Annotated in this window: 13 protein-coding genes; all 13 read left to right on the top strand. The window is 41.3% G+C overall.

Features of this window, described 5'->3' with window-relative positions; genetic code table 11:
* The first annotated feature begins 131 nt into the window (after positions 1-131).
* Complete coding sequence (locus I2483_RS06800; RefSeq protein ID WP_207174810.1) at positions 132-581, top strand: GNAT family N-acetyltransferase; 450 nt, start codon at positions 132-134, stop codon at positions 579-581.
* Positions 582-704: 123 nt separating this feature from the next.
* Positions 705-1,259, top strand: coding sequence for a TetR/AcrR family transcriptional regulator (locus I2483_RS06795; RefSeq protein ID WP_207174727.1), 555 nt, complete (start codon positions 705-707; stop codon positions 1,257-1,259).
* A gap of 116 nt (positions 1,260-1,375) precedes the next feature.
* Complete coding sequence (locus I2483_RS06790) at positions 1,376-2,704, top strand: MATE family efflux transporter (RefSeq protein ID WP_207174725.1); 1,329 nt, start codon at positions 1,376-1,378, stop codon at positions 2,702-2,704.
* 404 nt (positions 2,705-3,108) lie between these two features.
* Positions 3,109-4,275: an N-acetylglucosamine-6-phosphate deacetylase gene (gene nagA, locus I2483_RS06785; protein ID WP_346267705.1), complete on the top strand. Its 1,167-nt coding sequence runs from the start codon at positions 3,109-3,111 to the stop codon at positions 4,273-4,275.
* Positions 4,272-5,003, top strand: a complete 732-nt coding sequence (gene nagB, locus I2483_RS06780; RefSeq protein WP_207174721.1) for a glucosamine-6-phosphate deaminase — start codon at positions 4,272-4,274, stop codon at positions 5,001-5,003. Before nagA ends, nagB begins: the two co-directional genes overlap by 4 nt.
* A 14-nt stretch (positions 5,004-5,017) precedes the next feature.
* Positions 5,018-5,737, top strand: a complete 720-nt coding sequence (locus tag I2483_RS06775) for a GntR family transcriptional regulator (protein WP_207174719.1) — start codon at positions 5,018-5,020, stop codon at positions 5,735-5,737.
* A 4-nt stretch (positions 5,738-5,741) separates the two neighbouring features.
* On the top strand, positions 5,742-6,464 hold the full coding sequence (locus I2483_RS06770) for a sugar isomerase domain-containing protein (protein WP_207174717.1): 723 nt from the start codon (positions 5,742-5,744) through the stop codon (positions 6,462-6,464).
* 31 nt (positions 6,465-6,495) lie between these two features.
* Positions 6,496-6,762 carry a phosphocarrier protein HPr gene (locus I2483_RS06765; protein ID WP_218624884.1) on the top strand — a complete coding sequence of 89 codons (267 nt, stop codon included), beginning with the start codon at positions 6,496-6,498 and terminating at the stop codon, positions 6,760-6,762.
* A 312-nt stretch (positions 6,763-7,074) separates the two neighbouring features.
* Positions 7,075-8,046: a tetratricopeptide repeat protein gene (locus I2483_RS06760; RefSeq protein ID WP_207174715.1), complete on the top strand. Its 972-nt coding sequence runs from the start codon at positions 7,075-7,077 to the stop codon at positions 8,044-8,046.
* A gap of 113 nt (positions 8,047-8,159) precedes the next feature.
* On the top strand, positions 8,160-9,446 hold the full coding sequence (tig, locus tag I2483_RS06755; protein ID WP_207174713.1) for a trigger factor: 1,287 nt from the start codon (positions 8,160-8,162) through the stop codon (positions 9,444-9,446).
* A 149-nt stretch (positions 9,447-9,595) separates the two neighbouring features.
* Positions 9,596-10,861, top strand: coding sequence for an ATP-dependent protease ATP-binding subunit ClpX (gene clpX, locus I2483_RS06750; RefSeq protein WP_207174711.1), 1,266 nt, complete (start codon positions 9,596-9,598; stop codon positions 10,859-10,861).
* A 124-nt stretch (positions 10,862-10,985) separates the two neighbouring features.
* Complete coding sequence (gene lon, locus I2483_RS06745) at positions 10,986-13,310, top strand: endopeptidase La (RefSeq protein ID WP_207174709.1); 2,325 nt, start codon at positions 10,986-10,988, stop codon at positions 13,308-13,310.
* The gene (yihA, locus tag I2483_RS06740; protein ID WP_186668497.1) at positions 13,307-13,888 is read left to right on the top strand and encodes a ribosome biogenesis GTP-binding protein YihA/YsxC; all 582 of its coding nucleotides are present in this window, start codon (positions 13,307-13,309) and stop codon (positions 13,886-13,888) included. Before lon ends, yihA begins: the two co-directional genes overlap by 4 nt.
* Positions 13,889-14,035: the final 147 nt, after the last annotated feature.

Here is a 14,035-nt window from a genome sequence, read left to right as displayed (position 1 = left end):
TCACCGCGCAAATGGTGTACAATAAAACCAGTAAAACTGTAATTGGTTTTATAGTTTTGTGGTTTTCGGGGCTTTAGGCATCCCTTAGTGCTAAAGCAGGTTCAATAGAAGGAGTAGCTAACAGTAAAATGATGACAGTAATTATAAATGAAGTTACGAAAGACAATATAAACGATATTTTAAAATTGCGTATAAATGAAGAGCAACAGTCTTTTATTGAAACGCCGCAACAATGTTTAGATGAGGCAAAGGCATGCAGCAACTTTAAACCAGTAGGACTTTATTGGGAAAAGAGTTTAGTTGGTTTTGCTATGTATGGATTTTTTCCGGAAGAAGGAGAAAATGGTCGAGTGTGGTTGGATCGATTTTTAATCGATTCTAACCATCAGGGTCTTGGTTTAGGAAGCATCATGTTAAGCGCATTAATTCAACGGTTAGAGCAAGAGTATAGTTGTAATGAAATCTATTTAAGCATCATTGCCGATAACAAAGGAGCACTTCACTTGTATCAGAAATTTTCCTTTCAGTTCACTGGTGAAGTGGATAGTAATAATGAAAAGTTAATGGTGAAAAAGTTATAATGTCTTTTGGTTTTATCGTTAAAAACCTGACATCCTACCTCCGTGGACATTCATCGCATAGACGTTGTATAATGAAACTAATAAAACCACATTCGGATTTTTAGTTTTTTGGGAGGTCAAAATTTGAAAACAAGAATCATCAATGCATTTATTGAAGAAACGCGAAATAATGGCATTAAGTTTACGATGGATGATTTAGCAAGGCGTCTTGGAATTAGCAAGCGGACGTTATATGAAAATTACTCTTCTAAGGTAGACATCCTTGATTCAATTATTGATATGACGCTCGTTGAGTTCGATGAACAAACACGTCGTATCATTGACAATCCTGAACTCACACTGTTAGAAAAAATTCGTAAGGCGATTGTCGTCATGCCAAAATACAATGAGTTTTACGATCTCCGGATTTTGAATCAATTAAAACGGACCTATCCTGAACAGTGGGAACGAGTGAATCGTGAGCTGCATCAGTGGGATGATCTTAAGGGGCTTCTTGAAGAAGGGATTCGAGCGGGTGTCATTGTAGATCGGAATATCGATTTGCTGATGAAACTGATTATCGAGGCTTCGAATGCAACGCTCGATCGACAGTTTTTTTTAGAACATAGTATTTCTGTTGCGGAAGCGTACGGGACGATTGTGGATGTGTTATTAACAGGTATGGTAAAGGGAAATTAAAGTTGAGCTTACTGGCATTTCAATTGCCAGTCTATTTTTTTGATTGAAGAAACTATAAAAACTAAAATCGTTTTCATGTTTTATGAAACGATAAAAGATAAGGAATTGAATTGGTAATGAAAAAGGAACAAGTAATAAATCGTTTAGATACGGAGTCTGTTGGGAAATCCTTTGTGAGGTATTTAATCCCGTCGATGGTTGGGATGCTACTGATGGCTATCAATATTGTGGTCGACGGAATTATGGTCGGCAATCGTTTAGGCCCAGTCGCTCTTGCTGGGGTAGGTATTGCAGCGCCCGTTTATACAATTTTTGTCGCGATGTCACTGTGGATTGGAATCGGTGCAGCGACCCGTTATTCCGCAAAGATGGGTGCTAAACGGCCCGATGAGGCACGTGTTATTTTTTCACATGCCATTGTTGCTATATTTATTTTGACAATAATGATTGGGCTTATTGCTTTTCTGTTTAGGACGGAACTTGCGTATTTGTTAGGCGCGAATGCCGATACGTTTGAGTACACTGCAGGCTATATGAAGGTCATGTTGCTGTTTGGATTCATCTTCACTGTAGAAAACACATTCAGTATTTTAGTGCGAAATGACGGTGGACCAAATTTGTCAATGATTGCACTTGTTGCTACGGCAGTCGTCAATATCGGCTTAAATTATGTATTTTTATTCGTTCTTGATTATGGTGTAGAGGGTGCTGCTGCGGCAACAGTTATTGGAGCATTTGTCGGACTTGTCATATTGAGCACGCATTTTTTTAGAAAGAAAAGTAATTTGCGTTTAGTGCGCTTTAAGTTTAACCGAAAGCTTTTCCTGCTAATATTAGTAATTGGATTTCCAAGTTTTCTTGCGGAAGTCGGGTTTTCGGTCTTTACAATCTCACATAATATCACGTTTGAATACCTCGCTGGAACCGCCGGAGTGTCTGCTTTTACGATATTGAATTATGTTCACAGTGTCATGCTGCTGTTGTTTTTAGGAATGGGGGCGGCGATTCAACCGCTGATTAGCTATTACCGTGGCGCTGGAAGTGAAGTCAAGATGAAAAAGACTGTTCGAATGGCGATTGGGACAGCGTTCGGGGCGGGCATCTTCTTCCTACTCGTCGGTCAATTTGCAGCTGCACCAATTGCGAGTATGTTCGGCGATTTCCCAGGGGAAGTGATGGCGCTTGCTATTCCGGGTATTAAATTATTCTTTATCGGGTATCTTTTCATGGGTACAAACTTTGTCATGATGACGTATTATCAATCCATCGGACAGATCCGTATGGCAACGTGGATTACCGCAGCAAGGGAAATTGTCATTTTGCTGATTTTGCTTGCTATTATGCCACGGCTATTTGGATTAACGGGCGTCTGGCTCGCAATACCGACATCGGAATTCATTGTGCTGGTGACGATTTATTATTATCATAGAAAATGGAACAATTGATATGACCGTATGAGCAGTTTGTTAGGGACATAATCATAAATATACCCGTAGTAGTGCGGACCAAAGCGATTGGTTTGCACTACTTTTTTGTCATAGGAAAAACAATTCCCTTAGGATTAACCAGTCGAACGAGCACATGCAATTGATTTTTCCAGATTTCTAAACTGGTATAGACAACTATACCAACTAAGTGTATAGTGAAAATTGAGAATACTGTATATGTTGAACGCATGAACGCTTATACAAACCGAGCGAAGGTGCCTTAACAGGGATAGCCGGAGCCCTAAGACTGGCGGCGGAACTGCTCGGCTTAGGGCGGGAGGCATCCCCTAGCGCCACAGCGAGTTTGAATGGATTATTTATTTTAATTTATAGTAGGATACTCAAAAGGGATGAGGAATTTGATGAAAACACTGTTGATTTCAAATATTACAATTACCGATCCAAAAAAAGACAGTATATCTGGAGACATTTATATAGAAAATGGCGAAATTATAGAAGTTGCTACTGCTATAAATAAAGTTGCAGATATACGAATCGATGCCACGGGTAAGGATTGGATTGTTGTGCCTGGATTTATTGACGTTCACATTCATGGTTCGTCAGGTTTTGATGTAATGGATGCGACGCCGGAAGCATTAAATGGTTTGGCCAGCGCACTTCCCCGTGAAGGGACGACAAGTTTTTTAGCAACAACAATGACGCAGTCGGATGAAGCGATAGCGGGGGCGTTACATAATGCAAGTTCATTCAATGCGGATGAAAGGCAAGCCGAAATGGTAGGAGTTCATTTGGAAGGTCCCTTTATTTCATCTATACGGGCAGGTGCACAACCGATTGAACATATTAAGACACCGTCCTTTGACATTTTTGAACAGTGGCAAGAGCTGAGTGGTAACCGCATTAAAATAGTAACTATTGCCCCTGAGGTGGAAAACGGTCTTGTGTTCATAGAAGAGCTGACGGCGAGTGGTGTGATTGCATCACTTGGGCATACGGATGCAACATCGGATGTCGTTCGTAGTGCGGTTGAAGTGGGGGCTACTCATGTGACTCATTTATACAATCAAATGAGTCCTTTTCATCATCGGGAACCAGGGGTTGTTGGAGCCGCCTTTTTAGAGGATTCTATGACGGTTGAAATTATCGTCGATTGCATTCATAGTCATCCAAAATCGGTTGAACTCGCTTATCGTCAAAAGGGTCCAAATCGAATCATTCTTATCACGGATGCAATGCGTGCAAAAGGACTCCCTCCTGGAACGTATGATTTAGGCGGGCAGGATGTAGAGGTAACGAATAAGGATGCACGGTTGCCTGATGGCACACTTGCGGGAAGTATCTTAACGATGGAAAATGCGGCGAAAAATATGAAGTCGATTACAAATTGCACACTCGCTGAACTTGTTGCAATGACTTCAACAAATGCCGCTGATCAACTCGGTCTTTCTAATAAAGGAAGAATTGAGCCTGGGAAAGATGCGGATCTTACAATCATCGATGGGGACTGGAATGTCCAGATGACTATCTGTAGGGGAAACATTGCTTATACTAAGGAGGTAATGGGATGAAGGTAATCGTATGCGATAATTATGATGAAGTAAGTGAAAAGGCGACACAATTGGTAGAAGCACAAATTCTTGAAAATGATCACTCAGTACTTGGACTTGCAACAGGATCTACGCCACTAGGGCTCTATGAACGATTGGTTGAAGGCGTTACATTACGTGGAATAGCGTATAAAAATGTGTGCACTATTAATCTAGATGAATACCTTGGTCTAGAAAAAGAACATCCGGAAAGTTACCGGACATTTATGTCTGTTAACTTATTTGATAAGATTGATATTTCAACTGAAAATACGTATATTCCAGATGGGACATTTGATACGGCAGAAGAAGAATGTCTCCGTTATGAACAAGTGATTGATAGTGTAGGGCCTATTGATCTGCAAATATTGGGCATTGGTAAAAATGGGCATATCGGTTTTAATGAACCAGGAACAGATTCAAAAAGTCTGACACATGTCGTGGAACTTGTTGCATCTACCCGAGAAAGCAACGCACGCTTCTTTCCTTCGATTGATGAAGTTCCAACATACGCGATTACAATGGGTATCAAATCGATATTGAAAAGCAAGAAAATTATTTTAATGGCAGCCGGAAAAAATAAAGCAGAAGCTGTGAAAACATTGTTAAGTAAAGATGTGAATGAAAGTTTTCCGGCATCAATTTTATGGAATCACGATAATGTTACACTTATTGTAGACCGGGATGCATATGAATTGGTTAAATCATAAGGGAAGTGAGTACTATGCTAGATAAACAGTCACCGGTACCCATGTATGCCCAAATCGAGGATTATTTGAAAAGTCAAATTCTGCAGGGAGGGTTTGTAATTGGTATGGCAATCCCTTCCGAACGGGAACTGACGGATACGTTTGGCGTAAGTCGGATGACTGTTCGCCAATCCATTACGAATCTAGTAAATGAGGGGCTCCTTTATCGTGAAAAGGGACGTGGTACATATGTGGCGACGCCCAAGATTGAACAGCCTCTTAGCCTTACAAGCTTTACAGAAGATATGCTGTCACGTGGGATGAAACCTAGTAATAAACTTGTTAGTTTTGAAAAAAAGATACCTGAAATAGATATTGCGCAAGAGTTACAGTTGGCTAAGGGCGAGGAAGTATTCATCGTTAAGCGAATTAGGTATGCGGACGATAAACCGATGGCGATTGAAAGGTCGTATCTTCCAGTCAAGCTCGTCCCGGATCTAGAATTGAATAACATAGAAGGATCACTTTATTCGTTTATTGAAAAGGATAAACGACTGATAATTAGCCATGCCTCGCAACGCATGGAAGCTGTGCTAGTGAACAAGGAAGATGCAGAGTTCCTTCAAATATGTATGCCTTCAGCAGTTTTGATGATAGAACGAATCAGTTATTTAACGAACGATGTTCCGATTGAAATTGTTCGAAGTACATATCGGGCAGATCGTTATAAATTTATCAGTGAGATTCGGAGATGATAGTATGAATGCGTATTTCAAGGAAATCGAATCGTTGATGAAAAAAGTTATTCATGAAGAACAGCAATCTGTTGAAAAAATTGCGGCAGAGATGACAAAACGCCTTTCGCTTGGTGGTATTGTTCAGTTATTCGGTTCAGGTCATTCTCACTTAATCGCGGAGGAGCCGTTTTTTCGTGCGGGCGGTTTAGTACCTGTACGTCCTATTATTGTCGAGCAGCTAATGCTTCATAATGGGGCTTCCCAGGCATCTGCGAATGAAAAAGACCCTGAATTTACCCAAACATTTGTGGGTCAGCTAGATATTTGTCCTGAAGATGTAGTTATTATTATTTCAACTTCAGGACGAAATGTGGTACCAATAGATGTAGCGTACATTGCAAAAGAGTCTGGGGCTTATGTTGTTTCTCTCCAGTCTCTCTACTACAGTGCGTCTGAACAGCCGTCTAAACACCATTCAGGAAATCGACTTGAAGATGTAGCGGAAGCTGTTTTGGATACGCATGTACCGGTAGGGGACGGACTTCTGATATCGAAGGGAACGCCTTACGCTCCGGCTTCAAGTGTCATTGGGAATATGCTTCTTCATGCGACATTCAGTCGTGTGATTGGTATGATGATTGAAAGTGGTATAGAACCTCCAGTATTTAAAAGCGCAAATTTGGATGGGAGCTCTGCACATAATGAGCAAATGATTGCTACTTACGGCAAGCGAATTAAGTTTTAATAGACTAATTAATCAAAAGGGAGAGTTTAAAATGATTGAGAAAAATTACAAAGTTACTAGCAACGAAGGACTACACGCACGTCCATCATCCGTATTGGTATCAGCAGTAACACCATTTACGTCAGATGTGAAACTTGCATACATGGACAAGACAGTGAACTTGAAATCGATTATGGGTGTTATGTCGCTGGGAATATCAGCTGGAGCCGATATTAAAGTAATCGCTGATGGCGAGGATGAAGAAGCACTTATGGCTAAAGTGGATGAAGTAATGAAATCAGAGGGACTAGCACAGTAATCACAATGATTTAGGCGTTACGATATCACATGATATTAGTAACTGGTACGGAAGTAAGTATTTGAACTAGCGTAGGCGCCTTACGGGAGGCATCCCCGAGCGCCGAAGCGAATTCAATGGCATTCTTTATTTCATCATAGTCAACAAAAGTGATCCAAATCCTTGTGAAAGCGTCATCCGAGTTTCAGACGGGTGACGCTTTACTGTTTTACGAGATAGCCAACCGACTTTTTTTACCTGATCGACCAACTATCAATGTTAAAACAGAAATCGCTGTGATATAGTGAGAAATGATGAAAGAAGGTGTGCGTATTGAGAAAGAAATACGGAAGACTCAGGAAAACAGAAAATGTTATCGTCTTTCCAGGAACATTTGAAAAGCTTGTTGAAAATGGCCATGTAGCCGTTGAACAGGAGAACTATGAACTAGCGGTGGAAGCATTTGACCAGGCGATTGTATATGAACCTGACAATCCGGAATTTCTGGCACCATACGCTGTTGCCCTTTACGAAACAAAAGACTTTCAACGTGCAAAAGAAATTGCAGCAAGGCTCCTTCATAGCGGAACCGCCGATTACGTCGATGCAATGGAGCTATATTTGACAATTAGCATTCAACTGCAGGAGTACGATGAAGTTGAAATGACAATTGATGCGCTAATTGATGAAGGAATCGTTCCGCCTGATATGCTGAACAAATTTAATTATCTGCGGGAATTGAATGGTCGATTGTCTGATCGCTATGCACAAGATGAGACCAGCTATCGAATGGAATTATTCACGCTGGAAGAATTCATGAAGATGGATGCATTAGCACAACAGTATGCGCTGGCTTCGCTTGAGGGTAGTGACCTAACTGACTTAGTCCCTTTACTTGAGAAAATTGTAGTGCGGGACGATGTAGCACCGCTAGCCATTACGTTCGCATTGACGCTACTGCATCAAACAGGGCACTCTGATGAACTAACAGTGCAGAAATTTGGCTGGAAGAAGTGTGTTGTTCCAGCAGTTATGACATTACCTGGGCAAGATGATTTAACGAAACAAGTTCTTGAAGAAGTGGATCGTCGGTTATTGCAGGATCCATCTAGATTGGAAATGGCGCAAGGTCTCATTGAGAAATTTGCAATTACTGCATTCCCTTTCGGCTGGGGGACGTATCAAGCAGAAGAAGTCGCAACAGCCTATGTAAACTACATAGAAAGTCTGTTTTCCGGTGAGCAGTTACCTCAGACAGCACTGAACTTACTTATTCAGCAGATTGACAACGATTCGGACCTTTAACAAAGTGCGAAATCTGTTGAAAGATGAAGAGACTATGATATACTGAAATGGTTGTCAATGGAGTATATACGTAACAAAAGATATTGGCCAAAACGATTCGGAGGTAATTAATTATGTCAGTTAAATGGGAAAAGCAAGAAGGAAACACAGGGATTCTAACAGTAGAAGTGCCCGCAGAAGTAGTAACGGCGGGTCTTGATAAAGCATTCAAGAAAGTTGTGAAAACAATACAAGCACCAGGATTCCGTAAAGGGAAAATGCCACGTCAGATGTTTGAAAAAATGTATGGCGTAGAATCACTTTACAATGAAGCACTTGATTTCATCCTTCCAGATGCTTATTCAAATGCTCTTGACGAAGCAGGCGTTGAACCAATCGATCGTCCTGAAATCGACATCGAGCAAATGGAAAAAGGGAAAGAACTTATCTTCAAAGCGGTTGTTACATTGAAACCAGAAGTGAAACTTGGCGAATACAAAGGCCTTGAAGTAACACGTCAGGAAACAACAGTTACTGACGAAGAAATCGAAGAGCAACTGAAAGAGCGTCAACAAAAATTCGCTGAATTAGCTATTAAAGAAGACGGCGCAGTTGAAAATGGCGACACAGTGAAAATCGATTTCGAAGGTTCTGTTGATGGAGAACTTTTCGATGGTGGAAAATCTGAGGGGTACGACCTTGAAATCGGTTCAGGTTCATTTATCCCAGGATTCGAAGAGCAATTGATTGGCATGAAAAATGGCGAAGAAAAAGACGTCGAAGTGAATTTCCCTGAAGAATACCATGCAGCAGAACTTGCAGGTAAACCAGCGATTTTCAAAGTGAAACTTCATGAAATCAAATCAAAAGAAATTCCAGCACTAGATGACGAACTTGCAAAAGAAATTGACGAAGAAGTAGAAAGTCTTGAAGCATTGCGTTCGAAGCTGAAAGAAGCTACTTTGGAAGAGAAAAAATCGGCATCTGAAGTAGCCCTGCGTGACGATCTTGTTGAAGCAGCTGCGAAAAATATGGAAGTCGAAATTCCTGACGTAATGATCAATTCTGAAATCGAACGTATGATGGAAGAGTTCGGACAACGTCTTCAATCACAAGGTATGAACCTTGAGCTTTACTTCCAGTTCTCTGGACAAGATGAAGCGGCACTTCGCGCACAAATGAAAGACGATGCACAAAACCGTGTTCGTGTTTCACTAGTACTTGAAGCGATTGGTAAAGCTGAAAACATCGTAGTTGAAGAAGCAGACATGAATGCAGAACTAGAAAAAATGTCCGCGCAATTCGGTATGGATGTTGAGCAAATCAAAGCAACACTTGGTGGAACTGCAATTCTTGAAAACGACCTTCGTTTCAATAAAACGGTTGAATTCCTTGTTGAAAACGCAAAGATTACTGAATAATAACGTGAAATAAGGACAAGGTACGGAATACCGTACCTTGTTTTTCATAGAAAGACATAGAACAACCTTCTTGAATAGGGAAGAATTCTAATTAGTTGATAAAAATCGGGGAATCTTGTAAGATTGTCACTTGAATAGGGGTGAGCATAATGTTCAAATTTAACGATGAAAAAGATAACTTGAACTGTTCTTTTTGCGGGAAATCCCAGGAACAGGTTCGTAAGTTAGTCGCTGGTCAAGGCGTCTATATTTGTGATGAATGTGTTGAACTTTGTGCTGAAATCGTTGAAGAGGAAGTCGGACTTGAAGAAGGTTTCGAGCTTAAAGACGTTCCTAAGCCAAAAGAAATACAAAGCATACTCGATGAATACCTTATTGGACAGGACCGTGCAAAGAAATCACTTTCAGTTGCTGTCTATAATCACTATAAACGTGTTAATTCAAACAGTAAGATTGATGATGTCGAGCTATCGAAATCCAATATTGTTTTAATCGGTCCAACAGGGAGCGGTAAAACATTACTTGCTCAAACACTTGCTAGAATCCTCGACGTACCTTTCGCAATTGCGGATGCTACTTCTTTGACGGAAGCGGGATATGTTGGAGAAGACGTAGAAAATATTTTACTGAAACTGATTCAGGCTGCAGATTATGATGTGGAGCGTGCGGAAAAAGGGATCATCTATATTGATGAAATCGATAAAGTCGCGCGTAAATCCGAAAATGCGTCCATTACACGTGACGTATCAGGGGAAGGCGTCCAACAGGCACTTCTTAAAATTCTTGAAGGAACAGTTGCGAGCGTGCCACCACAAGGCGGACGTAAACATCCTCATCAAGAATTTATCCAAATCGACACGACGAATATTCTCTTTATTGTTGGGGGAGCATTCGACGGAATCGAAGAAATTATTAAACGTCGTATCGGGCAAAAAGTAATTGGTTTCGGTGCTGAGCCGAACTTGGTTATTGAAGAGGAGTCTTACCTTGCTAAACTGATTCCGGAAGATCTTCAACGTTTTGGTTTGATACCAGAATTCGTAGGTCGTTTACCTGTTCTTGCAAGTTTGGAACAGTTAAGCGAAGATACGCTGTATCAGATTTTGACGCTTCCGAAAAATGCAATTGTGAAACAATACCAGAAAATGTTTGGACTCGACAATGTTGCACTGCGATTCGAAGATGATGCCTTGCTTGAAATTGCAAAGGAGGCAATCACACGAAAAACAGGTGCTCGTGGTCTGCGTTCAATTATCGAGAATATCATGCTCGACGTAATGTATGAACTGCCTTCTCTTGAAGAAGTGACTGAGTGTATCATTACTAAAGACTCCGTCTTGGGGCAATCAAATCCAATTCTTTTAACAGCAGATGGTACCCGGGTTCGTCTGGATAATGAGAAAGACTCGGCGTAACGCCTGAAGGATGAAGCTGACTCCGATGACGCGTGTGAAAATGCGCTCTTCGGATGTCAGCTTTTTTTAAACCTTTGATTAACCTGAAAGTTGGATATACATAATTGATGGAGGTGACTTCCGCATGTCAACAAATAAATTGAACAATATACCATTGTTGCCGCTTCGTGGGCTGCTCGTATACCCTACGATGATTTTACATATTGATGTTGGAAGAGAGCGCTCCGTATTTGCCATTGAACACGCAATCGCACAAGATAACCTTATTTTTCTTGCTACGCAGAAAGATATAAACATAGAAAATCCAGAACCTGAGGATCTGTATGCAGTGGGGACATTGGCGTTTGTTAAATCGATGACGCAATTACCAAACGGGACGTATCGCATACTTATCGAAGGAATTGAACGTGCAGAATGGTCGGATTATGAGGAAGCGGATCTTTATCCCGTGGTTAAAGTAATCAGTTATCCAGACGATGAGGAAATTGATGCAGAATCAGAAGCGCTAATGAGAACGCTACTTACATATTTCAAAAAGTACTCAAAAATCTCGAAAAAAGTGACAGAAGAAACATATGATTCTGTAGCCTCAATTATAGAACCTGGAAGACTGGCAGATACGATTGCTTCTCATTTACCGCTTAAATTGGTTGCAAAGCAAGAAGTGCTTGAAATAAAAAATGTCAATGAACGCCTTGAATGGCTTATGAGTAGACTTTATAATGAACAAGAAGTGCTTAACCTTGAAAAGAAAATTAATGAACGTGTCAGGGAAGCCATGGAGCGAACGCAAAAAGAGTTTTATTTGCGTGAGCAGATGAAGGCAATTCAGACTGAACTGGGTGATAAAGACGGTAAAGGTCTGGAAGTTATAGACTTGACGAAGCAGATTGAAAGTTCCGGAATGCCGGGAGGGGTTAAGGAAACTGCTTTGCGTGAGCTTGACAGATATGAAAAACTACCATCCGCTGCAGCTGAAAGTGGAATCATCCGCAATTATATCGAGTGGCTCGTAACGTTGCCGTGGTCCGATGCGTCAAAAGACCAGCTCGACATTAGTCGCTCGGAAGAAATCTTAAATCGCGACCACGATGGATTAGAAGCTGTTAAAGAACGTATTCTAGAATATCTGGCAGTTCGTCAGTTAACGAATTCATTACGGGGACCCATTCTTTGTCTGGAAGGTCCACCTGGTGTTGGGAAAACATCTTTAGCCAGATCTATTGCAGAATCTCTTGGCAGGAAATTTGTTCGAATCTCACTTGGTGGAGTCCGCGATGAGTCGGAAATTCGCGGTCACAGACGGACTTACGTCGGTGCGATGCCAGGGCGAATTATACAGGCGATGAAGAAAGCTGGTAAGATTAACCCTGTGTTCCTACTGGATGAAATCGATAAGATGTCGAATGACTTTAGGGGGGATCCATCGTCCGCGATGCTTGAGGTACTTGACCCCGAACAAAACAATAAATTCAGTGATCATTACATCGAGGAACCTTATAACCTTTCGAATGTCTTGTTCATTGCAACCGCCAATGATTTAAGTGCTGTTCCTGGACCGCTTCGTGACCGCATGGAAATCATCTCAATTGCCGGTTACACAGAAATTGAGAAGCGCTCTATCGCGAAAAATCACTTGATACCGAAACAGTTGAAAGAGCATGGGTTGACGAAGTCGCAAGTGCGCATCAATGATCCAGCGATTCAGGACATTGTAAGGTATTATACGCGTGAAGCAGGTGTACGTGGCCTAGAACGACAAATTGCAGGTATTTGCCGTAAAGCTGCAAAACTGATTGTCACGGGTGAGAAGAAAAGTATCACGGTTAGTCCACGAACACTGGAATCACTTGTCGGTAAGAAGAAATACAGGTACGGCCAAGCAGAAACAGTGAACCAAATAGGTGTGGCGACAGGACTTGCTTATACGCAAGTTGGTGGAGATACATTGCAGATAGAGGTTTCTTTATCGCCAGGAAAAGGTAAACTTATCCTGACGGGTAAACTTGGAGACGTTATGAAAGAGTCTGCACAAACTGCATTGTCCTATGTGCGTTCAAAAACGGTGGAATTCGGTATTGATCCGGACTTCCATGAAAAGTGTGATATTCATATCCACGTACCTGAAGGCGCAATTCCTAAAGATGGTCCATCAGCTGGTGTGACGATTGCTACAGCACTGGTCTCTGCATTGACGAAACGGCCAGTACGCCGTGAAGTCGGGATGACTGGTGAAATTACACTGCGCGGTAGAGTTTTACCGATTGGTGGCGTGAAAGAAAAAACATTAAGTGCACATCGAGCTGGCTTGACGACGATTATCTTGCCAAAAGACAATGAGCACGACATCGAAGATATTCCAGAAAGCGTCCGAGAGGAACTGACATTTAAACTTGTTTCTGACGCAGAAGAGGTCCTCGAAATTGCATTGGAGGAGACTTCCAAATGAAAGTCCATAACGTAGAAATGATAATGAGTGCTGTACGACCCGACCAATATCCGTCAGAAGGGTATCCGGAATTTGCATTAGCTGGCCGGTCCAACGTCGGTAAATCATCTTTCATAAACAAGATGATTGGTAGAAAAAGCCTTGCCCGAACTTCTTCGAAGCCAGGTAAGACACAAACATTAAACTTTTATAAAATCGAAGAGCAAGTATTCTTCGTCGACGTACCGGGATACGGCTACGCGAAAGTAGCGAAGTCATCTCGTGAAACATGGGGGAAATTCATTCAACAATACATGACTGAACGTGAACCACTTCGTGCTGTCATTCTAATTGTTGATTTACGCCATGCTCCAAGTGCAGATGATTGTGCTATGTACGATTTCCTTGTAGAGAATAATATGCCTGCAATCATCATTGCGACGAAAGCGGATAAGATTCCAAAAGGGAAATGGGAAAAGCATAAAAAAGTAGTTCGTGAAACACTTGCAATGCGACCATACGATGCGTTGATTGTCTTTTCATCTGAAAAGGGAATTGGTATGGACGAAGCATGGAAAGAAATAGAAAGTAGAATGTAACTGCAGAATTGGGAAACCTGGAAGACGAGAAATAAATCGTCTTCCAGGTTTTTTAGTGTATGTTGTCGCATAATATCTCTATGGACAAAACGGATTTGCTGGAATCAAAATATGTTGTTATTCAGTCGTACACTATAATGATTTCTT

The organism is Sporosarcina sp. E16_3, from assembly GCF_017347125.1.
Taxonomy (GTDB): Bacteria; Bacillota; Bacilli; order Bacillales_A; family Planococcaceae; genus Sporosarcina.
This window is presented reverse-complemented; position numbering and strand designations above follow the sequence as displayed.

Excerpts from the sequence above, each read along its gene's own strand:
- I2483_RS06800 (WP_207174810.1), top strand. The coding sequence starts at position 132 with ATGACAGTAATTATAAATGAAGTTACGAAAGACAATATAAACGATATT.
- I2483_RS06790 (WP_207174725.1), top strand. The coding sequence starts at position 1,376 with ATGAAAAAGGAACAAGTAATAAATCGTTTAGATACGGAGTCTGTTGGG.
- nagA (WP_346267705.1), top strand. The coding sequence starts at position 3,109 with ATGAAAACACTGTTGATTTCAAATATTACAATTACCGATCCAAAAAAA.
- nagB (WP_207174721.1), top strand. The coding sequence starts at position 4,272 with ATGAAGGTAATCGTATGCGATAATTATGATGAAGTAAGTGAAAAGGCG.
- I2483_RS06775 (WP_207174719.1), top strand. The coding sequence starts at position 5,018 with ATGCTAGATAAACAGTCACCGGTACCCATGTATGCCCAAATCGAGGAT.
- I2483_RS06770 (WP_207174717.1), top strand. The coding sequence starts at position 5,742 with ATGAATGCGTATTTCAAGGAAATCGAATCGTTGATGAAAAAAGTTATT.
- I2483_RS06765 (WP_218624884.1), top strand. The coding sequence starts at position 6,496 with ATGATTGAGAAAAATTACAAAGTTACTAGCAACGAAGGACTACACGCA.
- tig (WP_207174713.1), top strand. The coding sequence starts at position 8,160 with ATGTCAGTTAAATGGGAAAAGCAAGAAGGAAACACAGGGATTCTAACA.
- clpX (WP_207174711.1), top strand. The coding sequence starts at position 9,596 with ATGTTCAAATTTAACGATGAAAAAGATAACTTGAACTGTTCTTTTTGC.
- lon (WP_207174709.1), top strand. The coding sequence starts at position 10,986 with ATGTCAACAAATAAATTGAACAATATACCATTGTTGCCGCTTCGTGGG.
- yihA (WP_186668497.1), top strand. The coding sequence starts at position 13,307 with ATGAAAGTCCATAACGTAGAAATGATAATGAGTGCTGTACGACCCGAC.